The 21,197-nt window shown below is 42.9% G+C and carries 24 protein-coding genes; 20 read left to right on the plus strand and 4 right to left on the minus strand.

Annotation, left to right across the window (positions count from 1 at the left end):
• Position 1 precedes the first annotated feature (1 nt).
• The 11 genes from rplR to rplQ all read left to right on the plus strand — a co-directional run bounded on the left by rplR (position 2) and on the right by rplQ (position 5,981).
• Positions 2-355, plus strand: a complete 354-nt coding sequence (rplR, locus tag C6Y40_RS08895; protein WP_105934291.1) for a 50S ribosomal protein L18 — start codon at positions 2-4, stop codon at positions 353-355.
• A gap of 9 nt (positions 356-364) precedes the next feature.
• A complete protein-coding gene (rpsE, locus tag C6Y40_RS08900; protein ID WP_105934292.1) occupies positions 365-865 on the plus strand; it encodes a 30S ribosomal protein S5 in 501 nt (166 codons plus the stop codon).
• Between the two features lie 6 nt (positions 866-871).
• Entirely contained in the window at positions 872-1,051 is a 180-nt protein-coding gene (gene rpmD, locus C6Y40_RS08905) for a 50S ribosomal protein L30 (protein ID WP_014950907.1), read from the plus strand.
• A gap of 3 nt (positions 1,052-1,054) precedes the next feature.
• Complete coding sequence (gene rplO / locus C6Y40_RS08910) at positions 1,055-1,489, plus strand: 50S ribosomal protein L15 (RefSeq protein WP_105934293.1); 435 nt, start codon at positions 1,055-1,057, stop codon at positions 1,487-1,489.
• 5 nt (positions 1,490-1,494) lie between these two features.
• Positions 1,495-2,814, plus strand: a complete 1,320-nt coding sequence (gene secY, locus C6Y40_RS08915; protein ID WP_105934294.1) for a preprotein translocase subunit SecY — start codon at positions 1,495-1,497, stop codon at positions 2,812-2,814.
• A 25-nt stretch (positions 2,815-2,839) separates the two neighbouring features.
• Entirely contained in the window at positions 2,840-2,956 is a 117-nt protein-coding gene (gene rpmJ, locus C6Y40_RS08920) for a 50S ribosomal protein L36 (RefSeq protein WP_073325329.1), read from the plus strand.
• A 163-nt stretch (positions 2,957-3,119) separates the two neighbouring features.
• The gene (gene rpsM / locus C6Y40_RS08925) at positions 3,120-3,476 is read left to right on the plus strand and encodes a 30S ribosomal protein S13 (RefSeq protein WP_105934295.1); all 357 of its coding nucleotides are present in this window, start codon (positions 3,120-3,122) and stop codon (positions 3,474-3,476) included.
• Between the two features lie 16 nt (positions 3,477-3,492).
• Positions 3,493-3,885: a 30S ribosomal protein S11 gene (gene rpsK / locus C6Y40_RS08930; RefSeq protein ID WP_012519215.1), complete on the plus strand. Its 393-nt coding sequence runs from the start codon at positions 3,493-3,495 to the stop codon at positions 3,883-3,885.
• 24 nt (positions 3,886-3,909) lie between these two features.
• A complete protein-coding gene (rpsD, locus tag C6Y40_RS08935) occupies positions 3,910-4,530 on the plus strand; it encodes a 30S ribosomal protein S4 (protein WP_070176334.1) in 621 nt (206 codons plus the stop codon).
• 19 nt (positions 4,531-4,549) lie between these two features.
• Positions 4,550-5,539: a DNA-directed RNA polymerase subunit alpha gene (locus tag C6Y40_RS08940; RefSeq protein ID WP_105934296.1), complete on the plus strand. Its 990-nt coding sequence runs from the start codon at positions 4,550-4,552 to the stop codon at positions 5,537-5,539.
• 40 nt (positions 5,540-5,579) lie between these two features.
• The gene (gene rplQ / locus C6Y40_RS08945; RefSeq protein ID WP_070176332.1) at positions 5,580-5,981 is read left to right on the plus strand and encodes a 50S ribosomal protein L17; all 402 of its coding nucleotides are present in this window, start codon (positions 5,580-5,582) and stop codon (positions 5,979-5,981) included.
• 633 nt (positions 5,982-6,614) lie between these two features.
• Here the strand turns inward: rplQ and C6Y40_RS08955 are convergent.
• A complete protein-coding gene (locus tag C6Y40_RS08955) occupies positions 6,615-6,794 on the minus strand; it encodes a hypothetical protein (RefSeq protein WP_105934298.1) in 180 nt (59 codons plus the stop codon).
• 301 nt (positions 6,795-7,095) lie between these two features.
• On the opposite strand from C6Y40_RS08955, the gene C6Y40_RS08960 reads away from it, so the two are divergent.
• The 7 genes from C6Y40_RS08960 (at position 7,096) to C6Y40_RS08990 (ending at position 15,659) form a co-directional block, all read left to right on the plus strand.
• Positions 7,096-8,136, plus strand: a complete 1,041-nt coding sequence (locus C6Y40_RS08960) for an HAD family hydrolase (protein WP_105934299.1) — start codon at positions 7,096-7,098, stop codon at positions 8,134-8,136.
• A 1-nt stretch (position 8,137) separates the two neighbouring features.
• The gene (locus C6Y40_RS08965) at positions 8,138-10,063 is read left to right on the plus strand and encodes a rhamnan synthesis F family protein (RefSeq protein ID WP_105934300.1); all 1,926 of its coding nucleotides are present in this window, start codon (positions 8,138-8,140) and stop codon (positions 10,061-10,063) included.
• A gap of 3 nt (positions 10,064-10,066) precedes the next feature.
• On the plus strand, positions 10,067-11,260 hold the full coding sequence (locus tag C6Y40_RS08970) for a glycosyltransferase family 2 protein (protein ID WP_105934301.1): 1,194 nt from the start codon (positions 10,067-10,069) through the stop codon (positions 11,258-11,260).
• Entirely contained in the window at positions 11,241-12,473 is a 1,233-nt protein-coding gene (locus tag C6Y40_RS08975) for a glycosyltransferase family 92 protein (protein WP_170308449.1), read from the plus strand. The genes C6Y40_RS08970 and C6Y40_RS08975 overlap by 20 nt, the downstream gene beginning before the upstream one ends.
• 7 nt (positions 12,474-12,480) lie before the next feature.
• Positions 12,481-13,800, plus strand: coding sequence for a hypothetical protein (locus C6Y40_RS08980; RefSeq protein WP_105934303.1), 1,320 nt, complete (start codon positions 12,481-12,483; stop codon positions 13,798-13,800).
• 112 nt (positions 13,801-13,912) lie between these two features.
• On the plus strand, positions 13,913-14,917 hold the full coding sequence (locus C6Y40_RS08985) for a hypothetical protein (protein WP_105934304.1): 1,005 nt from the start codon (positions 13,913-13,915) through the stop codon (positions 14,915-14,917).
• A 19-nt stretch (positions 14,918-14,936) separates the two neighbouring features.
• Positions 14,937-15,659: a hypothetical protein gene (locus C6Y40_RS08990; protein ID WP_105934305.1), complete on the plus strand. Its 723-nt coding sequence runs from the start codon at positions 14,937-14,939 to the stop codon at positions 15,657-15,659.
• Positions 15,660-15,740: 81 nt separating this feature from the next.
• On the opposite strand, the gene C6Y40_RS08995 is transcribed toward C6Y40_RS08990, so the two are convergent.
• From C6Y40_RS08995 to C6Y40_RS09005, 3 genes are read right to left on the minus strand one after another with little or no spacing between them, the layout of a single operon-like run.
• Positions 15,741-17,339 carry a hypothetical protein gene (locus tag C6Y40_RS08995; protein WP_105934306.1) on the minus strand — a complete coding sequence of 533 codons (1,599 nt, stop codon included), beginning with the start codon at positions 17,337-17,339 and terminating at the stop codon, positions 15,741-15,743.
• A 39-nt stretch (positions 17,340-17,378) separates the two neighbouring features.
• Complete coding sequence (locus C6Y40_RS09000) at positions 17,379-18,377, minus strand: hypothetical protein (protein WP_105934307.1); 999 nt, start codon at positions 18,375-18,377, stop codon at positions 17,379-17,381.
• A 21-nt stretch (positions 18,378-18,398) separates the two neighbouring features.
• The gene (locus C6Y40_RS09005; RefSeq protein ID WP_105934308.1) at positions 18,399-19,403 is read right to left on the minus strand and encodes a hypothetical protein; all 1,005 of its coding nucleotides are present in this window, start codon (positions 19,401-19,403) and stop codon (positions 18,399-18,401) included.
• Positions 19,404-19,687: 284 nt separating this feature from the next.
• Between C6Y40_RS09005 and C6Y40_RS09010 the strand changes: the two genes are divergently transcribed.
• Together C6Y40_RS09010 and C6Y40_RS09015 are read left to right on the plus strand one after the other, a co-directional pair.
• Positions 19,688-19,972 (plus strand): sulfotransferase, encoded by a 285-nt coding sequence (locus C6Y40_RS09010; protein ID WP_170308450.1) that lies wholly within the window; start codon positions 19,688-19,690, stop codon positions 19,970-19,972.
• Positions 19,973-20,052: 80 nt separating this feature from the next.
• Positions 20,053-21,174, plus strand: coding sequence for an ISAs1 family transposase (locus C6Y40_RS09015; RefSeq protein WP_105933256.1), 1,122 nt, complete (start codon positions 20,053-20,055; stop codon positions 21,172-21,174).
• The last annotated feature ends 23 nt before the right edge of the window (positions 21,175-21,197 follow it).

Here is a 21,197-nt window from a genome sequence, read left to right on the forward strand (position 1 = left end):
GATGGATAAGAAAACAGCACGCTTGCGTCGCGCTACTCGCGCACGCGCTAAAATTCGTGAACTGGCCGCGCATCGCCTGGTGATTAACCGTACACCTCGCCACATCTATGCTCAGTTAATCGCTCCAAGCGGTGCTGAAGTATTGGCGGCGGCTTCTACGGTTGAAAAAGATCTGGCTAAAGATCTGAAATCAACTGGCAACGCTGAAGCAGCGGCTTTAGTAGGTAAAGCAATCGCAGAACGCGCTATCGAAAAAGGCATCAAAGATGTTGCTTTCGATCGCAGCGGTTTCAAATACCACGGTCGCGTTAAAGCATTAGCTGATGCAGCTCGCGAAGCTGGCCTTCAGTTCTAGGAGTTAATAATGGCTAAACAAGAAGTTCAAACAGGTGATATGCTTGAAAAATTGATCGCTGTTAACCGCGTTTCTAAAGTGGTTAAAGGTGGTCGTATTTTCAGCTTCACTGCATTGACAGTAGTTGGTGACGGCAATGGCCGTGTTGGTTTTGGTTACGGTAAAGCACGTGAAGTGCCAGCCGCTATCCAAAAAGCGATGGAAAAAGCCCGTCGTAACATGGTTAACGTTGACCTTAACGGTCACACGCTGCAGCACCCTATTAAAGGTCGTCACTCTGGCTCTAAAGTTTACATGCAGCCTGCATCAGAAGGTACCGGTATTATCGCCGGCGGTGCAATGCGTGCAGTACTTGAAGTAGCTGGTGTGCAGAACGTACTTTCAAAATGTTACGGCTCTACAAACCCAATCAACGTTGTTCGAGCAACCGTTAACGCGCTGACCGAGATGAACTCGCCAGCCGGTATCGCTGCTAAACGTGGATTGTCTGTAGAAGAAATTTTGGGGTAATCAGACATGGCAACGATTAAAGTAAAGCAAACTAAAAGTGCAATTGGCCGTCTGCCAAAGCACAAAGCGACGCTTAAAGGTTTAGGCCTGCGTAAAATCAACCATGTTCGTGAACTCGAAGATACCCCAGCCGTTCGTGGCATGATCAACCGTGTATATTACATGGTTGAGATCGTGGAGGAGTAAGACATGCGTTTAAACACAATTTCTCCTGCCGAAGGATCAAAGACAAGCGCTAAGCGTGTCGGTCGTGGTATCGGTTCTGGTCTTGGTAAAACTGGTGGTCGTGGTCATAAAGGCCAAACCAGCCGTTCAGGCGGTTCTATCAAGCCGGGCTTCGAAGGTGGTCAGATGCCTATTCAGCGCCGTCTGCCTAAATTCGGTTTCACTTCTCGTAAGAGCTTTGTATCCGATCAGGTTACACTGACTGAAATCGCTAAGGTCGAAGGCGACACAGTAACGGTAGACACTTTAAAAGCAGCGGGTCTGGTTAAGAAAGACGTACTGTTCGTTAAAGTGCTTAAGAGCGGTGAAGTATCACGCGCTGTTACTGTTAGCGGGTTGAAGGTTACTAAAGGTGCCAAAGAGGCAATTGAAGCTGCTGGCGGTAAAGTAGAGGAATAAGCTAAATGGCGAAACCAGGATTGGATTCGGGCGCAAAAAGCGGCTTGAGTGAGCTTAAAGCAAGGTTGTTGTTCGTACTTGGTGCGATTGTAGTATTCCGGTTGGGTTCATATGTGCCTATTCCTGGTATCGATGCTGCAGTACTGTCGCAACTGTTCGAGCAACAAAAAGGTACTATCGTAGAAATGTTTAACATGTTCTCCGGTGGTGCGCTTGAGCGTGCATCAGTTCTGGCTTTGGGGATTATGCCTTACATTACTGCATCCATTATTATGCAGCTGCTCTCTGTTGTGCATCCGCCAATGGTTGAGTTGAAAAAAGAAGGTGAAGCAGGCAGACGTAAAATTAGTCAGTATACGCGTTATTTAACGCTGGTACTGGCTACGTTCCAGTCTATCGGTATTGCTACCGGCCTGCCTAACCTGATTAATGGTTTGGTGATTAATCCTGGCTTCGGATTTTACTTTACAGCGGTAGTAAGCTTGGTCACCGGGACAATGTTCCTGATGTGGCTGGGTGAGCAAATTACCGAGCGAGGTATCGGTAACGGTATCTCTATTTTGATATTTGCTGGTATTGTTGCCGGTCTGCCAACAGCGATAGGTCAGACCGCGGAACAAGCAAGACAGGGTGACATCAATATGTTGTTGCTGCTGTTGATTGGTGGCATTGTAGTAGGCTTAACGTACCTGGTAGTGTTTGTAGAACGCGCCCAGCGTCGTATTGTGGTAAACTATGCAAAACGTCAGCAAGGCCGTAAGGTTTATGCTGCGCAGAGCACGCACTTACCACTTAAAGTCAACATGGCCGGGGTAATCCCACCAATCTTTGCTTCCAGTATCATTCTGTTCCCTGGTACCATAGCGGGCTGGTTTGGACAAAATGAATCAATGGCCTGGTTACAGGACGTAGCATTGTTGCTATCGCCTGGTCAGCCGTTGTACGTGATGTTATATGCAGTCGCGATTATCTTCTTCTGCTTCTTCTATACTGCGCTGGTATTTAACCCGCGTGATACAGCAGACAACCTGAAGAAATCCGGTGCATTCATCCCAGGCATCCGCCCGGGTGAACAAACCTCACGTTATATCGATAAGGTAATGACTCGCCTGACACTTGCTGGCGCAATGTATATAACCTTTATTTGTTTAGTGCCCGAGTTCATGTTGATTGCGTGGAACGTGCCTTTCTACTTCGGTGGAACGTCACTGTTGATTATCGTAGTTGTTATCATGGACTTTATGGCACAGGTGCAGACCCATCTGATGTCCAGTCAGTATGAGTCTGTTCTGAAGAAAGCGAATCTTAAAGGCTACGGCCGCTAAGATAAGCCTACTACGGAGTGATGTAATGAAAGTTCGTGCATCAGTAAAGAAGATTTGCCGTAACTGCAAAATCATCAAGCGCAACGGTGTTGTGCGTGTGATTTGTAGTTCTGACCCTAAGCACAAGCAGCGTCAGGGCTAATCTAACGCGGTGAATGATTTGTTAAAACTGTAAGCAGAACCTGACATCAGGTTCTGCTTTCGGCGCAGATGAATTAATCACCTTTTATTTGCAATTTGTTCGACGGGTAAGTATCCTATCGGGCTTTTTAGGCCGTCGACTATAATTAAGAGGAGTGCTGTTAATGGCCCGTATCGCTGGCATTAACATTCCTGAGCACAAGCACGCTGTGATCGCCCTTCAGGCAATCTATGGCGTTGGTCCTACACGTGCGAAAAGCATTTGTGCAGGCGCTGGTGTTGCAGAAGATACAAAAATCAAAGAGCTTGATGAAGCAACTATCGAAAAGCTTCGTGAACAAGTAGCTGCGTTCACTGTTGAAGGTGACTTACGCCGTGAAGTTTCAATGAGCATCAAACGTTTGATGGACCTGGGTTGCTTCCGTGGTATTCGCCACCGTCGTAGCTTGCCTCTACGTGGTCAGCGCACTAAAACTAATGCGCGTACCCGTAAAGGTCCTCGTAAGCCAATTAAGAAGTAAACGGGGAGAATAAGTTATGGCAAAAGCACCAGCTCGTAGCACGCGTAAGCGCGCTAAACGTCAGGTTGCAGACGGTATGGCTCATATCCATGCGTCTTTCAATAACACAATTGTGACTATTACAGATCGTTCAGGCAACGCACTTGCATGGGCAACATCTGGTGGTTCTGGTTTCCGTGGTTCACGTAAATCTACCCCATTTGCTGCACAGGTAGCTGCTGAGCGTGCCGGCGTAGCCGCGCAAGAATACGGTCTGAAAAACCTTGAAGTTTTCGTTAAAGGTCCAGGTCCAGGCCGTGAGTCTGCGATCCGTGCCCTGAACGCTACAGGTTACAAGATCACAAACATTACCGATGTGACGCCTATCCCTCACAACGGTTGTCGTCCACCGAAAAAACGTCGCGTTTAATCGACGGACAGTTGGAGAAAGAACATGGCAAGATATTTGGGTCCAAAACTCAAGCTTAGCCGCCGCGAAGGTACAGATCTGTTCCTGAAAAGTGGCGTTCGCGCAATCGATTCTAAATGTAAAATCGAAACTGCGCCTGGTCAACACGGTGCCCGTCGTGGTCGTCTGTCTGACTACGGTGTGCAGCTGCGTGAAAAGCAAAAAGTCCGTCGTATGTACGGCATTTTAGAAAAGCAATTCCGTAACTACTACAAAGAAGCGGCTCGTCTGAAAGGCAACACCGGTGAAAACCTGTTGCAACTTCTTGAGCAGCGTCTTGATAACGTAGTTTATCGTATGGGATTTGCCAGCACTCGTGCCGAAGCACGTCAGCTGGTTAGCCACAAAGCTATTTTAGTAAATGGCAAAGTGGTAAACATTCCATCGTTTAACGTTACTGCCGAAGACGTGGTTTCTGTTCGTGAAAAAGCTAAAAAGCAAGCGCGTATCGCGGCTGCTTTGGAACTGGCTGAACAGCGTGAGAAGCCAACCTGGATTGAAGTAGACAGCAACAAAATGGAAGGTACGTTCAAGCGTGTTCCTGAAAGAACTGACTTGTCTGCCGAAATTAACGAACAGTTGATCGTCGAACTTTACTCTAAGTAAAGCTAACTAAAGAGGAAGCATTGTGGGTTCTGTGACTGAATTCCTTAAACCGAGATTAGTTGAGATCGAAAACGTTTCTCCTACTCGTGCCAAAGTAACTTTGGAACCCCTGGAGCGTGGTTTTGGCCACACTTTAGGTAACGCCTTACGTCGCATCTTACTGTCATCCATGCCTGGATGTGCGGTAACTGAAGTTGAGATCGACGGCGTCCTTCACGAGTACAGCACCAAAGAAGGTGTTCAAGAAGATGTAATCGAGATCTTGTTGAACCTTAAAGGTTTAGCAGTACGCTTAGAAGGCAAAAACGAAGCGACTCTGACTCTGGTGAAATCTGGCGCTGGCCCTGTTGTAGCTGGTGACATCCAGCATGATGGTGACGTAGAAATCGTAAACCCTGAGCACGTAGTTTGTACTTTAACCGGCGACGCTGAAATCAGCATGCGTATTAAAGTAGAAATGGGTCGTGGTTACGTTCCAGCGTCAACTCGTCGTTCCTCTGAAGAAGATGATCGTCCAATTGGTCGTTTATTAGTAGATGCATCATACAGCCCAGTAGAGCGTATTGCTTACACCGTAGAATCTGCGCGTGTTGAACAGCGTACCGACCTGGACAAACTGATCATTGATATGGAAACGAATGGTACTTTAGATCCTGAAGAAGCCATCCGTCGTAGCGCAACCATCCTGGCTGAACAGCTGGATGCGTTTGTTGAACTGCGTGATATCTCTGAGCCAGTGCAGAAAGAAGAGAAACCAGAGTTCGATCCTATTCTGCTGCGTCCGGTTGATGACCTGGAATTAACAGTACGTTCTGCTAACTGTCTGAAAGCAGAAGCTATCCAGTATATTGGTGACCTGGTTCAGCGTACCGAAGTTGAGTTACTTAAAACTCCTAACTTAGGTAAGAAATCGCTAACTGAGATCAAAGATGTTCTCGCTTCACGTGGACTTTCTCTGGGCATGCGCCTGGAAAACTGGCCACCTGAGAGCATCGCTGAAAAAGATTAATCAGGTTTAAAAGAAACTGATTTTTTAGAAGGATAAAACTATGCGCCATCGTAAGAGTGGTCGTCAGTTGAATCGCAACAGCAGCCATCGTCAAGCTATGTTTAAAAACATGGCCGGTTCTTTGGTCAAGCACGAAGTGATCAAAACGACGTTACCAAAAGCGAAAGAATTACGTCGCGTAATTGAGCCTCTTATCACTCTGGCTAAGCAAGACAGCGTTGCAAACCGCCGTTTAGCTATGGCTCGCACTGGTGATAAAGAAGTAGTAGGTAAACTGTTCAACGAGCTTGGTCCTCGTTACGAAACTCGCCCAGGCGGATACTTACGCATTTTAAAATGCGGGTTCCGTGCCGGCGACAACGCGCCTATGGCCTACGTTGAGTTAGTTGACCGCCCGGTTGTAGAAGCTGAAGAAGAAGCAGTAGAAGCAACTGAAGAGTAATTAATACTCGATAACGGCTAAGCTAACGCTTAACCGACTCGATTAAAAAACCCGCCGCTGGCGGGTTTTTTGTTTTAAGAGTTGCATTTAATGAGAAGTCATATCTTCCGCTATGACTAATCTGTCATTCCAGTCTTAACTATTATGTTAACAATCAAAGGAAAAAGCAGCCCAGCCAGGCAGGATGCGATTATATCTAGCCAGTCGAAGTAACCCAGTTTGAAAAAGGGTTGGATACATTCATATATTGAAGCACCAAGTACCGCTGTTATGGCAATAGATAAAGTGTTTGCTGTAGCATCGCGATAGTAAAAGTAGAACATTGCACACAATGGGCCCCAAAAACTGACTGACGAGTCGGCAATGCCAAAGTCGTAAATCTGATTATTTAGAATGAAAGACCTGTATAGAGTCTGAAAAATAAAGCAAACTATCATCGAAGCGATAGCTAGATAAAGGTAAAGTGCATGTCTTTGGGAATCTGCAGTCTTCATTTTTATCAATTTTGGTTAGTTGGTGATTGAATAAAGGCCATACTGCAACCGATAACATCTTGGTTTCGGCCTTATTTTGCGGTTATACAGTGGTAATGGAGAACAGTTTCGCCATTATGGATACAACCTACGTATCTAATTATCTGCCGCGTTGCATATTACCACCAGTGGTTTCGCCATATTCTGTATTTGATAGCTCTTCGTAAGCGGCTTTTAGGCCATCATAAACGATACCCCCGACTACTAAATTTACAACATAGACTAAAAGTGGGTTGCCGCCAGATACAGCTTCTTGCTTAGTTAAGTTTAATTCGTACATTATTGTCTCCTTGTTAATGTAGGGACTAATAAGTAATTCATGGTAATTACACGCCCGATATTTAGACTTCAGAGCGCCACTAACAGGAACGACATCTCCTCTTCGTTTAATCAACTGGGGCACATTTACTTATCTGAATTCGGGTAGCGCAGATACGATTTATTAACGTATAATCGCCGTGTTTTGTAGTGAGTGCTCAAGACAATTCATGTCGTTGATGGTAGGATTCGACCTAACATGAAATATGCAAATATTACGCAATTTCCACGAATAAAATTACAACAGAGAAATCCAACAGGACATGGTTGAGTCAGTATCACTAAAGGAGTTCGGGTTTAACTTTTGTGGCCCAATACTCCATACCTATTTGTCTGCAGTAGATAACGCACTAAGACAGTCGCCTAAAAATGTTTATTGCCTGGCGCGTGAAGGCTATATTCTGCAGAAAGGGCTCAATATAATAAACAGTGAATGGTCACCCACCTATTTGTACGCTTCCCGTACATTTTTGTTCCGAATTACACTGAGTCACAAAGCGTCCTGGAGCTTTAGTCTCGGGCATGGATACAAGGGAAAGTTGGGTGATTTTTTTGTATCGCGCTTTGGTTTTACATTAGAGCAGGTTAAAAAGTTTGTTGATCAGGGGGAATTAGATGACGAGGTCACTACCCTGGATGACAAGGATAGAATCGAGACGATCCTAAAGGATCAATCAGATATCATCGAAACCATTATCAAACCCACACGCAATGCATATATTAAATATTTAGCGTCCATTGGTTTAACCTCAGATACTGCAGCGGAATCGCTGTTTTTGGACGTAGGCTATTCCGGCACGATTCAAAAACTACTCAGTATTTTGTTACAGAGTGATACCAATGGCTATTATTTTATAACTACAGATTCAACTAAAACCCAGGCTGGTAGTTATACCGCTAACTTAAGCTATGTGTTTAAAGACAAGGTAAAAATGGGCGGCGGCTATACCATGCTGGATCGCTCAATGTTCCTTGAGGCTTTATTTACTTCACCTGACGGTCAGTTCATCGACATTATCGACTCACCGCTGGGAGATAAGGGCTTTCACTTTTGTTTTGGTAAACGAAATTACACGCAACATCATTTTGAAAAGCTCAACTTAATTTTTGACGGTGCGCTTAACGCCATCTCGCATTTTGATAAGCATGGCATTGAGTTTAAAGTCAGCGAAATAGAGTTCCTTTACGAACAATACGTGTCAAAACGCAATCTATTACCCAGTGCGAGTTGGCCACTGTTTGAATTTGATGATGCCATTTCCGGGTTCGGAAATGTGAACTCTATGCAGTTTTTTGGGCTTTAAAATGAAAAACAACATAAAGCAGATAGCAAGAAGTTTGCAAACTCAGGTCGAGAGGCTGGCCTATCCTTCCACTGCCAAAGCGTTTACGTTAGCTAAAAAATCAGGATTGTTTGATGCCAAGTGGTATCAGGAGCATTACGGCTCGTTTCCTTCAGACTGGTTAGCGTTTAAAGATTATGTAAAGAAGTCTCCCTTTGGCAATGTAAATCCGTCAGCTAATTTCGATACTGAAACCTATTTACGTAGTAATGTAGATATATACCATGCCGGTATCTCACCATTGCTTCATTATATGTACCATGGGCAGTATGAAGGGCGGATGTCGTCTCAGGCGCTCCCGCGCTGGACACCGAAAGATAATCTGGTTCCCAAAGAAACATCAACCTGGCGTCAGCAAAAAATCGCCATCGTTCTGCATATTTTCTATCCGGATTTTGTAGCTAAGTTTGCCGAATGCTTAGAACGCTTTCCGGTACAGGTGGATGTATTTGTAACGGCGGCGACTCAAGAAATTGCCGACGATGCTACTAATACCTTTAACAAGCTGAACCGGGTTCATAAAGTTAGTACCGCCGTTTGCCAAAACCGAGGACGTAACTTTGGTCCGTTCCTGGTGCACTTTAGTAAAGAGCTGCTGAATTATGACCTGATGTGTCATGTGCACTCTAAAAAATCTCTGTACAGCGGTCGTGAACAAACCCAGTGGTTTGATTACCAAAACCAGTATTTGCTAAAAGACGGGCATGTTACTAAGTCAGTATTGCGACTGTTCGATGAACATAAAGACCTCGGCATTTACTACCCTACATCGTTCTGGATGATGCCGGCCTGGGTAAATCACTGGACATGTAACAAGCCTTTCGCTCAAGAGTTTGTCGATGAATGGGGCATAGATATTAGTGATAACTTTGTTAATTATCCTGTGGGCGGCATGTTCTGGGCACGCCCGGCGGCATTAAAGCCGCTGCTGGATAACACCCATCAGTATGAAGATTTTCCGCCCGAACCACTGCCAAACGATGGTTCTAAGCTCCATGCATTAGAGCGTACGTTGGGATTATTGGCAGAAAAACAGGGATACGAGCAGTTCTTTTACTATCCCCCGCTGGGCCGGTTTACCCAGGATAAAACTTCTATTGCCGCCAGTTACTATAAACCCGCTGGTTCGTTGCTAGGCGATTTAGCTAACTTTGATATTGTCTCGTTCGATATCTTCGACACCGTATTGCGCCGTAAATATCATGAGCCGGACTATGCCAAATATTTGCTGGGCAAAGAACTGGTTACCCAAGGTTATTTTGCAAGCCCGCAAGACTTTATCGAAGCCCGCAATAAAGCCGAATTAACCTGCCGTCAGAATAATGATTTTCAGGGTGATGTGTGTATTACCGAGGCATATGAGCAATTAGCCAAAGATACGGATATCAGCACAGAAGAAACGGCAAAATGGTTGGAAAAAGAGTTCCACTACGACCTTTCCATGGCCATGCCCAAAGACGAAATGGTTGAGATCGTTAAGCAACTGTCATCCAAGGGCCGGGAAATCTGGTTTATCACCGACATTTACTATACCAAACAGCAGATAGAAACCATGCTGCGTAAAATTGGTATTGCTGTACCGTATAAGCTGTTTGTAAGCTCGGATCTTGGCAAGCGTAAAGACGCAGGTACCATGTGGTCTTTTATTAAAGAACGTGTACAACAAGCGCAAAGATCACATATACATGTTGGTGATAATGTCCGTTCTGATGCACAAATATGCGGGGATTTCGGACTTCAGAATGTACATATACTCCACCCTGAGGATAAATGGAGAATATCCGGATTTGCAGATGTGTTTAATATGGAATTTAAACAAGAAGCAGACATTTATAAGTGGGGAACCATGATCAGCAATCACGGTCGCTACCCGTTTTTTGGAGAATGACCCGTGTCGTCTAGAAATTCAGCAATAAAAGTTAAATTAGTTGCAATTGCAAAAGATGAGTGTGCGTACCTGGCCGATTGGATATTTCATCACCTGTATGCAGGTTTTGCTGAGATAGAGATCTATATAAACAGAACTCGTGATAAAAGTGTTGAATTGCTCGAAGAATTAAGTGCTCTTGATTCGAGGATAAGTTGGGATCGCTCCGATTTTGTGGATATGGTACCGGGCAGCGCCCATACCAAAATGCAATATATTACCTATGCTTTGGCCTATCAAAAAATAATAGATGATAAGAACTCTGATATCACGCATTTGATGTATCTTGATATTGATGAGTTCTGGTTACACGAGAATCCAGACGTTAAAATTTCTGATTTTATTAAACAGGCTGGTAGAGACGTCGGCATCTCTTTTTGTTGGATTAATGACTATCCGACAAGCGACGTTTTTAGCCCGTTAAGAAAAGAAATAATGGGTATACCATTGAAACTTGTAAAATCAGTGTTTCCGGTTAAATCAGCACTAAAAATGGCCAGGCCACATCAGCCGTTATTAAAAGAGCACCAATACATAATGGCAGATGGCACAAAGTTTAATGAAGATCCCAGTATCAAAGAACACTCAACCCGTCACGTTGGGTTGCCTGCATTTGTCTACCACCGGTGTTTAAGGTCGCCAACTGAGTATGTTTCTTCACTCTATCGGGGCAGACCTGGATACAAAGATGTATCATTAAAAACCAATCGTTCCGGGCTGCCTGGCTCCTCTGAGAAGCTTGTGACTTATACCTTGAACAATTCAGGGTTTGAGCGTTACGAGCAAGCGCGAGAGTCTTTTATGCAACGCGGCAATATAAACCAACTAAAAGCCAGTGGCGAAGAGTATGTGCTGCAAAGGTTTGCGCAAGCCGTTGTCGCTCTCGAAAACTCTCTGCCCGAATCGCATGGCAAGATGCTAAAGTTATTCGCTAATGTAAACATTCCTTCTGTTACCCACAAAATAGAAGCTTACCATGATGAGCTCATCAGCCGTTATTCAGATAAGGTTGAATTGATACGGGAGCTTGCCTTAAAAGCGGAAGCATTTAGTATTTTTGAAGCAAGAAGAATTATGTCTAAGGCATTAGCTCTAAGACCCGAAGGCCCTGTAATTAATGCAAAAATTAAAGAGTATAATGAAGCACTGGCAAAATAATTCCAAGAACCAGAGCGCTACGTCAGATATTAAGGTAAAGCTGGTTGCGATAGCGAAGGACGAAGCTGCATATTTTAACGAGTGGGTATATCATCACCTTTACTTTGGATTTGATGACATTGAAATTCATATAAACAGAACATCAGACAACTCCGCAGAGGTGCTCGACTCCATATGCAAAAATAATCCGTCAGTAAGTTGGCATAAAGCAGATTGGATCGACCAATGCCCACCTGGTGCCAAAAAACATATCCAGTTTATTGTGTATAATAAGGTATGGGACGAATGCCTCAGTCAAGGGGGGTTCACTCATATTTTATTTTTGGACATTGATGAATTCTGGATGCCAAAAGATTTTTCCACCACTATAAAAGAGTACATAGCTGGCTTTAAACCGGACAGTGTAATTTCCTTTGAGTGGTTAAATGATTTGGGAAATTTGCCAAAGTTTTCTCCCATTCCGCAAAAGCTTGGTGGCAATTTATCCCCATTGGTAAAAACACTCTTTCCAATTAATACACCGGTTATAGAACTCCGGCATCATGTTCCGCTATTCGCTGCCCCGCAAAATCATGTATTGGCCGACGGACACCCTTTTTCGGCCAGGAAAAGCCTTATACAAGCCGTTGCGGAAGAGCTACAAAGCTTAAAAGATGCGTTCGTGTATCATAGAGCGCACCGCTCGGTGGAAGAGTATATTTCCTTGTTATACCGGGGGCGGCCAGGGGAAACATTTCCCTATAAAACTAATCGGCATGGGTTGCCTGTGCCTAACAATTGGTTTGTAGAAGTCGATTTTCCTGAAGCCTCTTATAAGCAATATGCGGCATCCTATCGCGACTTTTTAATTAGCAATGTCAAACCGGAACAGCTGGACAAAGCCAAAGGATATGTGGAGCGGCGTTTTAATGATTCAATGAGTCAGTTGCCGGGTTTTGTAGAAACAGATTATCCGACTATGATGCAAATGTTCAGGGGCGTTTATCAACATCAGGTCGTAGAGGTATTTGGCCAGCATCGCGCTAAACTGGTAGCTGAACAGCCAGAAAATTTCAGGCTAATACGGGATCTTGCCATTGATGCTTCGTCGCAAAATATTGACGAAGCCATTTCATTAATGGAGGTCGCGCATCAGTTGCATCCGGAGGGCCCGGTGATTAACCAAAAGCTGAATGAATTTAGAATAATAAAGGCCAGTCAGAAAAGGTCGTAACTGTTTAATGCGAATACTTATTCACGTGGGGCCAGGAAAAACCGGTTCATCAGCTATACAACAATCGTTATTAAGACGGGCTCCGGAATTACTCCGGCATGGGATCTACTACCCCCCCCACATTTTGGATAAGAACGGTGTGAGTTCAGGTAATGTAGATGCCGTATTTAGTACGGATGCGTCAGGATCTCTTATATTCAGTCACGAAAAAGCCTCGGGTTTACTGGAGCAAGCAAAGCATAAAGGAGCTAATACATTATTGTTATCCTCCGAGGCATTTATTGCTCGATTCGAGCCAATATTAGCGTTTTTTGAATGCGTAAAAGTCATTTTCTATTTAAGAAATCCAATGGAGTGTGCTGAGTCTCTCTATAATCAGTCAGTCAAGCGACATTTCAATTGCTCCAAAATCACCGCTCCATCTGAAGTATCATTCTCTCGCCTTTACAAACTTAGAGATACGATAAAAGGAAAACCTGGGAGTGCATTAACGGTACGTTTGTTTGGAAACCAGTTTTTTAAAGGTGGAAGCATCGTAAACGATTTTCTGTCGGTTATTGCTCCTGAGTTATCACCTGAGGCCTCTGACAAGGTGGTTAATCCATCATATTCGTTTTCTGCATTGGAATTTAAACGTTGGTTTAACCTGGTACCAATCAATGTTTTGCACTATCAACTGGATGATTTTCTTCAACGATATAGCAAGACAACTAAAAAATTCTCGTTATACAGCATCCCGCAATACGAAGAGTTTAAAACATTAACAATAGCGGCTTTAGCAGAACTGTTTAAGAATATTCAAGTTGAGAGTGGCGAAGCTTTTTTACAAAATGTAAAGCAATCAGAGCAAGCAGAAACCTTTAAACAACAATTGAGTGAAGCTCAGGCAATTCAGCTTCTAGAAACAGTTAATAAGTATGACAAGCAACTGTTCGTAAAATTGGAGCAGGTAGTTACCAGCAATGCACACCCACAACTCAGAGAAAGTGAGGTTGGAAAGGCATTTAATTACTTTTCTCCAAAAAGCAGTGCAATTCCGCGTGCGTGGCGTTTAATGTTTCGGAATAAACGCTCTGTGGCTGACAGGTTTAACAGACTACCTGATCAAAGCTTATCTGATGAGCAAATCAAGGGCTTCAGGAGGAGACTAAAACTGACGGCCAGGCTTGATAATGGGCTATTTTTGAGAGAGTTAGCGCTATTTCATGAGCAGATAGGCAACTTGGAAATGGCCTATTATTTTATGAGGGAGGCCAGAAGATACAGGCCTAATGGCAAACTTATTCTTAGTAAATTGAGAGAATTTGCTGATCAGCTTTATGGGTAAAGAGAGCAATTGATGTTTAAACCCAAAACTCAATTTATGTGATAATATTTGCCAACTCTGGAAGCTATATAAAGTTATAAAGCTTTTATATTCATATTCAACGGTGTAGATTTTGTTTAAGAAGAAAAAAGCTGATCTTATTGTTAGTCTTACTACCTACGGGCAGCGCACACAAACTGTTCATCATACGATTAGGTCGTTACTCAACCAAAGCTTACTGCCCAAGAAAATCGTCCTTTGGCTGGACGAAAACGAGTTTGCATCAGCTACCGTACCAGCATCGCTCAAAGCAATATCAAGCGCTTCTTTTGAAATACGCTTTTGTCCTAACTTAAGAAGTTACAAAAAGCTAGTTCCTGCGTTAAGGCTATTTCCAAATGAAACCATCATCACGGTTGACGACGATTTTGAATACCCAGTGGGTTTAATCGAGGAGCTCTACAATTACTCCATTCAATACCCAGATCATGTGATTGCTGCAAGAGGGCGGATTATAAATCGTCAAGAGTGCACCGTGGCGCCTTATCCATCCTGGCAGTTTATATCCCAACCCCATGCCATATCTGGGGCGCATTGCTTAATACCTATTGGCTATGGGGGCGTATTGTACCCACCGGGTTGTTTTCACCAAGAAGTTACTAACGAAAGCGCATTTATGAGTATTGCTCCCCATGCAGATGACTTGTGGTTTAAGGCGATGACGTGGCTAAAGAATACGCCGGTTGTGGTGCTGCCCATAGCCACATCTATGCAAATGAAAACTATAGAGGGTACTCAGGAATCGGCATTATACCTTACACATAATGCTGGCGACGCAAATACCGACCAAATGAAGGCGTTACTGCAGCGATTTCCTGAGCTAAGCACCAAGCTAACTAGTGTAGACTTTTACAACTGCAAAACAGATATCCAATTTTTGTTGCAGCAGCAACAGCTAGTCATGCTTGGTAAAGAGGCTAAGGAAAAAGTGACTGAGATTAGAAATGCTGCACTATTTCTCGAAAATCAGCAGCTTGGTCTAGCGTATCAGCTTATGACCCTTGCGAGTAAATTAAAGCCTGAAGGTACCTTTATAAAAGATAAATTAGCTGCTTGGCAGAGTAAGCTAAAAAAGTAACCAAATAGCGGAATTTTTTATGTCTCAAGTTAAAATAGCGATGATGGGATGCTTCAGAAGCGGTACAAATTTCGCGAAAACCCTACTAGAGCAAAACTATAATTGTGAAGTTAAAAATAATGTATTTGGCTGGAAGCATGGCTTACTACCGATAATTTCTGCTGATTCAAATGCACAATATCGTTTTGATTACGAAAAAGCATTTTTTATCACTAAAAACCCGTTTTCATTTTTATCTTCACTGTTTAAGTACCATTTAACCGTGCAACGTAATCTGATAGCGCCAACGGAATTTAAGCAATTCCTTCGCAGCAAAATTATTGTGTTTGATCAAGGCCAACCTAACTCGCCGCAATTGCGATTTGCTAACCCTATCGACTTTTGGACTATGTTGAATTGGAACTACTGGTCACATAATGATTTTGTACATATTCGTTATGAGTGGTTAGTCGACAATCCAGAGATTATTACAGATCGCGCAGCTACTAAGATGGGGCTAACCCCTAAGCCGGGAGAGTTTTTAGTACCAAATAGAGAAGTGAAACGCATCAATGATGCGGAAAAGATAACAACTTTTGATGAATACCAAACGAATCAGAGTTTTAATAAAGGTCGTTACACTCAACATGAATACATGAATGAATATGATGCCAGTGATATTCGTTATGTAAAAGAGCAGCTAGACTGGCAACTGATTGAGCATTTAGGCTATACGGAACTGCTTGATGAGTTAACTAATTAAATATTCCCAAAATGTCACTTGCCATCAACTTCCTTTAACACCGACGCTCACAAGCATATACATAAATTGGCAGTTTTTTATTTACTCAAGTTCGAGTAGGTCAGCTACGGTAGCTTTAGCCAAATTGTTATCTAATAGATACCTCAAGACATTATGCTCGGTAGAATCGATTGGGTGAAGTTTTACGTTGACCGAAGTTTTTTCGAATTCGGTAGCATGCTTGTGATCAACTAGATGATTTGCGGAATAAAGAATATGAGCGGCGTTAAATAGAACAGGCTTACTTTTGATAAAATTAGCAAAATCTAACCTTTCTTTCGGAAACCCTTGTGTGAGCCTCCTTATTACCGCCTTTCCTCTATTTTCAAACTCTGAGAACACTGATATTGGCGGAGAAAATGCAACAACGGCTTGAGCTTTCCAAATTTGAGCGTATTGAAACCCGGCGAGACCGCCAGCAGATGTTGTAAGCACATTTATACAGGGCTTTGCTATGTTTAACTCTTTAGATAACACAGTATTGATGTATTCACCGGCCTCTTCAAAACTTGAAGTGTTGCCAAAACCATTTAGATGTAACTTTCTTTCAGTATCTTTGATATAGATTCGATGACAAGTAAACTGCGACAGCAACTGGTCTAACGCTGCATCTGTCAAACCGAAGTAAGAACCATTAATACCAGAAAAGCAGATTATCACATTATTTGTTCGGTATTCAGATTCATATACCGAAACAGTTTCATTTGATATCTTAGGTTCAGAACTTTGACCACCTTCTAGCTCTTTTAACATGTTAAGTAGTACGCGTTTTTCGTCAGGCTCTATGTTTTCCTCAATCAACACTTGATGTGCGGAAGTCCAGTCTGATTTTTCAATTAGCCGCATTACTTTATTACGGGGTGGCAACGCTTTGAACTGTTGAGCAGTTAACGCTATACCCATTCTTCGCTTTATGTTTGGCTTGATGAAGCTTAATTCTATCGTTTCAGGGTATTCGTTTTTTAGTTGAATCAATTGGGGGCGAGGAATATTTGCTAAAGCAGCGTTGAGAATAGAAACAGCCGCCGTGGACAGGCTCTGCGAGCCGTTCAGAACTATAAGCGCTGCGGCTATATGAAAAAAGCTTTGTTCTCCGGTTATTGTTGCTATATGCAGTACTTCATCTAGCGATATTTCAACGTTAGGTTCATCTTCAGCAAGTTTAATTCGTTTTATAAGTTTTGATGTGTTGAGCAATCGAATTCCGTATTCTATCCCGTTTAATACTGCCCTCTTCGGTATATTTTTATCTGTATAGTACTCCAATGTGGCTTCATTAAAATGTAGTGCAGATAGCCAGTTAGACTGAAGGACAGCTAGATTTTCGTTTTGAGCTAATTTGACTAGGGTAGGGGCGGAATCGTTGTTAGATAACTTTCTTAAAATATTGGTTAAAGACGTTTCATTTTTTGTTTTGAAGTAAAAATGTGCAGCTATATTTTGAGTCTGCCAATCATCTAGGGGGTGGTTTGCTAAAAGCAACTCTGCTTCGTGAACCGCTTTAACTTGCTCGTAGCTCTTTAGGAGAAGGCGAGTATATTCAGGACTATATAGGGTACCGTCAGGTAGTGCCCTTATTGCTTCGATAACCTCCCAATAGAGTTTGTCTTCATACTTAGATTTAAGTGATTCCAACAACACGTTAGACAGTCCTTCTATTCAACTTTGCTTCAAAGTTCATCATTGACCATACTCGTGGATGAACAGCTTAGCCCAAAAATCCCACACATTTAGCCACGTCTTAAATTCTTGACTCCTGATTCTCGGGACTCTTTTAAGATAAGTTGCAAGAGAAGGTGCATAGGCTTTACATTGAGAGCAATCTATATTGGGCATACAGCACTTTCCATCAGACTGTTTCATGCTAACAGTATAGTGTCTGTCGTCTGGTGTTAATCTGTTACCGCAATTAATGGCGATACCATTTACATCCAATTTATAAAGGGGAAGGGGAGAAAAAAGCCATTCATGATAATCCCAATTGTAAACTATGGTTTCGGGGAAAAGTTTTTCTGCATTAGCAATGGCCTTCGTAATTTCCATTCGATTTTCATCAGTGATAATCAAGTTTCGGTTACTTGTGCTAAACCTGAGGTAATCTGATTTTATAGCCCACGTATTTTCATTATTAATACCATTCAGGTACTCAACAGATGGGGAAAACATACTAAACGTAAGTGGAACATTGTGTTCTGCGCATAGCTTTGCGACTTCTAATATTTCATTAATATTAAGCGCATTAATAGTCATCACGAACAGCGCCCTAGGGTCGCTTTGATAATTCGATAATGCCCGCAAGTTTAAGTCTTTACCCCGGTATTCTTGGCTACCTTCAGCGCCCCAAATAGAGATGTGAATTTTGTAATTAATGCTTGAGTCAATTTTTTTTGTGCCATTAGTAAAAATAGCACCTCGCTGAATATACGATTCTGCAGCTTTTATTCGATCTTGAACAAGTGAAGGCTCTGCGCCAGCCAAATAAGCGAAATTTACCCCCCGTTCGGCTTCTGATTTAAAAAACTCATGCCATTTTTCTTTTGGATCTTCTTCAGTATGTTTTTTATAATCATCACCCGAGAAGTATAAGCAACCCTCGCAACGCAGGTTACATAAGCTTGTAATGTCGTAATTACTGGCTTTTACGGTACCAATCCTGCGCTTTAATTCAGTATAATTCACTTATCAACACTCAGTTGGTATCTAATCATTCAGAGTTTCAATCTTTTTTATCCATTGTTCAACTTCTTTTTCGTCTAAAAGTGGGCGATTGCAGTCGCGTTTATACTCATGAATATCACTGAAAAAAGCTGAGTTTTCGTCTAAAAAACCATTCTTTAATTGTAAATTTGACTGGATAAAGTTATCCATATAAGCATCTATATCATCCTTCGATGGTAGCGTTGGCAAGCCCGTGGGCAGAATTCTCCGTAAACGTTTTCTCAACGCAACTTGGGATGATGTTTCAATTCCAGTTCGCTTAGCTTGTACGTTGAGCATTCTGATAATTTCTTGACTGTATGCTGACATTCCGGGGTTGGCTTTAAGAGGTGAGTAACTTTTTGGCGTAAAGTTTAAATAGTCCATGTAAGGCAGTAAGATGTCTTTGTAGTCCTCAAATGCAAAAACAGTAAGCTTATGCTCCCCCAAAGCGGTAGCCCATTCCTTTAACTTATGATAATAATTCAGGCCGTGAACGCCCCCCATATCATTTACTAAAATGTTTTTATTTGCTGTTCCATGCGCAGTAAGTCTTGTATTGTAAGAACTTATTGCCCATCTATCCTGTCGCCTTAAAATTACCAATGCGTTAATATCATCTGAGAAAAGCGAGAGCAAGTGAACTACTTTTTGCATAGCCTTCGCATCTCTGGGAAATAATCCCTCATGACTTAAGATAACAGTGTGAGCGTCGCTCTCGTTTATCTCTCTCAATAGCTTTGTCTCAAAATAAGAATCGAAATCATTATATTCAAAGTCTGAAAGCTGATGGTGTTTTCGGTAATTTTCTAATGACCTGGCCAAACCTGCATACGCTGTTATTCCCTGATCTTCCACGTTAACTTTAGATGCACTAGGTACTAAGTAACCCGCTTCAGCTAGTTCTTGCTTGTAAATCTTTAAAAAATTTTGAATTGTAGTAGAACCGCACTTGGTATGGCCCAAGTGAATAAGCACTTTCTTTTTAGGTTTGTTTGTATGATTCATGTGAACACAATCTCTTGATAAAACGAATCGCTGAAATTGACCTCAACACCTTCGCTAAGTTTAAATGCTTGCAGTAAGCAAATGCTTAAGAGTTTAGAGTTCTGAAAAAACATTGCCAAGTTTGGTAACGAAAATTTGAATATTTTTAGCCTGGTAGGCGAATGTCTATCTTGTAATTACTTCATAAGTGTAGCATCGTTTCTCACGTACAGACCTACACGCCCTTTAACTAACTTTTATTGCGGTAAAGGTTTGAAAAATTGCAACTTATGGGTAGCACTCGCTTGAATAAAAAACTGTTTTTAGTTACCGGCGTTCCTCGCTCAGGGACAACTTTTTTCACTCATGTTCTAAATGAAAACCCCGAAATATTGTGTGGGATGGAAAGGTTTCATGGCCCACAGTTGTCACCAAGTCGTCTGACAATAGAAGGTTTTAAGGAATACGATCTAGAGCGCGCAAGTGCGCAAAATCACCTGTCAATTGTTGCTAAAAAAGCATCTGAGAAACTAAAAGCGATAGGTGATAAGTGTCCTAGATCCCAGGGTGAGATCGTGAATATTTATTAACCAGTTGGAGGAAACTAAACGATCAGTTTGACGATCCGGTTTAGTCGTGATCTTATACTCTCTTTTTGGGGAGTAAAACCATGTATATCGAAGCCTTCACCACCCACTTTGGGGAATTATCTGACACGCGTCAATCAGCAAAAGTGACCTATCCACTTGAGGATATTTTGTTTATCACCTTATGTGGTGTCGTCGCTGGAGCCGAAGGGTGGAGCGATATCCGGGACTATGCCGACGGTCATATTGGCTGGTTCCAGCAACATGGTTACTTGCGCGATGGCGTCCCCGTTGATGACACTATTGCCCGTACCATTTCGCGTCTCGACCCAGAGCAGTTTAGAGCTTGCTTTATCAACTGGATGCAGGCTGTACATGAAAGCACCGAAGGACAATTGATTGCGATTGACGGTAAAACGCTGCGAAGCTCCTACCAGCGCGGTGACCGCCAATCAACGATACACATGGTCAACGCGTTTGCCTGCACCAATAAAGTCGTTTTAGGTCAGGTTAAAACCTCAGAGAAGTCGAACGAAATTACAGCAATCCCTGAGCTTATTCAGTTACTTGATGTTCAGGACACCTTGGTATCAATTGATGCTATGGGCTGCCAGACCAGCATCGCAGAGCAAATAGTCGAGCAAGGTGGTGATTACCTGTTCACACTCAAAAGCAATCAGGGCAAGCTCTGTAAAGCAGTCGAGGATGCGTTTACTGAGACACGGGAAGCACCACTTGGTGGCTTAACCTTCGAGCAAAAGCGGGGTCGCATAGAAGCCCGGACATACCATGTGTTAAGTGCTGATGAGGTGAGCAAAGCGTTCCCGCAATGGCCTGAGTTAAAGACGCTTGGCATGAGCATGAGCTTCCGCCAACAACAAGGCAAAGCACCTGAACTGACGTATCGCTACCATATCAGCTCCGCACCATTAAGTGAGAAGCAACTAGCCGAAGCAGTACGTTCCCACTGGGCTGTAGAGAACAGCTTACATTGGGTACTGGATGTCAGCATGGGTGAAGACGACTGCCAGATACACCAGAATCACGGTGCCGAAAACTGGTCGATGCTACGCCATTTAGCGCTAAACATGTTGCGGGCAGAGTCATCAAAAGGCAGCATACCCGCCAAGCAAAAACGGGCTTGGATGAAAGCCAGCTATCTGGAAGCTGTGCTAACTGCGGGTTTTAGTGGCATGATTAATTAGTGAGCACTCATGCGGTTGCCCTG

Source organism: Marisediminitalea alba, from assembly GCF_002993365.1.
GTDB lineage: Bacteria > Pseudomonadota > Gammaproteobacteria > Enterobacterales > Alteromonadaceae > Alteromonas > Alteromonas alba.

Coding starts and splice junctions, on each gene's coding strand:
- C6Y40_RS08960 (WP_105934299.1), top strand. CDS start 7,096: ATGGTTGAGTCAGTATCACTAAAGGAGTTCGGGTTTAACTTTTGTGGC.
- secY (WP_105934294.1), top strand. CDS start 1,495: ATGGCGAAACCAGGATTGGATTCGGGCGCAAAAAGCGGCTTGAGTGAG.
- rplQ (WP_070176332.1), top strand. CDS start 5,580: ATGCGCCATCGTAAGAGTGGTCGTCAGTTGAATCGCAACAGCAGCCAT.
- rpsM (WP_105934295.1), top strand. CDS start 3,120: ATGGCCCGTATCGCTGGCATTAACATTCCTGAGCACAAGCACGCTGTG.
- C6Y40_RS08990 (WP_105934305.1), top strand. CDS start 14,937: ATGTCTCAAGTTAAAATAGCGATGATGGGATGCTTCAGAAGCGGTACA.
- C6Y40_RS08975 (WP_170308449.1), top strand. CDS start 11,241: ATGAAGCACTGGCAAAATAATTCCAAGAACCAGAGCGCTACGTCAGAT.
- rpsK (WP_012519215.1), top strand. CDS start 3,493: ATGGCAAAAGCACCAGCTCGTAGCACGCGTAAGCGCGCTAAACGTCAG.
- rpsD (WP_070176334.1), top strand. CDS start 3,910: ATGGCAAGATATTTGGGTCCAAAACTCAAGCTTAGCCGCCGCGAAGGT.
- C6Y40_RS08955 (WP_105934298.1), bottom strand. CDS start 6,794: ATGTACGAATTAAACTTAACTAAGCAAGAAGCTGTATCTGGCGGCAAC.
- rpsE (WP_105934292.1), top strand. CDS start 365: ATGGCTAAACAAGAAGTTCAAACAGGTGATATGCTTGAAAAATTGATC.
- rpmJ (WP_073325329.1), top strand. CDS start 2,840: ATGAAAGTTCGTGCATCAGTAAAGAAGATTTGCCGTAACTGCAAAATC.
- C6Y40_RS09015 (WP_105933256.1), top strand. CDS start 20,053: ATGTATATCGAAGCCTTCACCACCCACTTTGGGGAATTATCTGACACG.
- C6Y40_RS08980 (WP_105934303.1), top strand. CDS start 12,481: ATGCGAATACTTATTCACGTGGGGCCAGGAAAAACCGGTTCATCAGCT.
- C6Y40_RS09005 (WP_105934308.1), bottom strand. CDS start 19,403: ATGAATCATACAAACAAACCTAAAAAGAAAGTGCTTATTCACTTGGGC.
- rplO (WP_105934293.1), top strand. CDS start 1,055: ATGCGTTTAAACACAATTTCTCCTGCCGAAGGATCAAAGACAAGCGCT.
- rplR (WP_105934291.1), top strand. CDS start 2: ATGGATAAGAAAACAGCACGCTTGCGTCGCGCTACTCGCGCACGCGCT.
- C6Y40_RS08965 (WP_105934300.1), top strand. CDS start 8,138: ATGAAAAACAACATAAAGCAGATAGCAAGAAGTTTGCAAACTCAGGTC.
- rpmD (WP_014950907.1), top strand. CDS start 872: ATGGCAACGATTAAAGTAAAGCAAACTAAAAGTGCAATTGGCCGTCTG.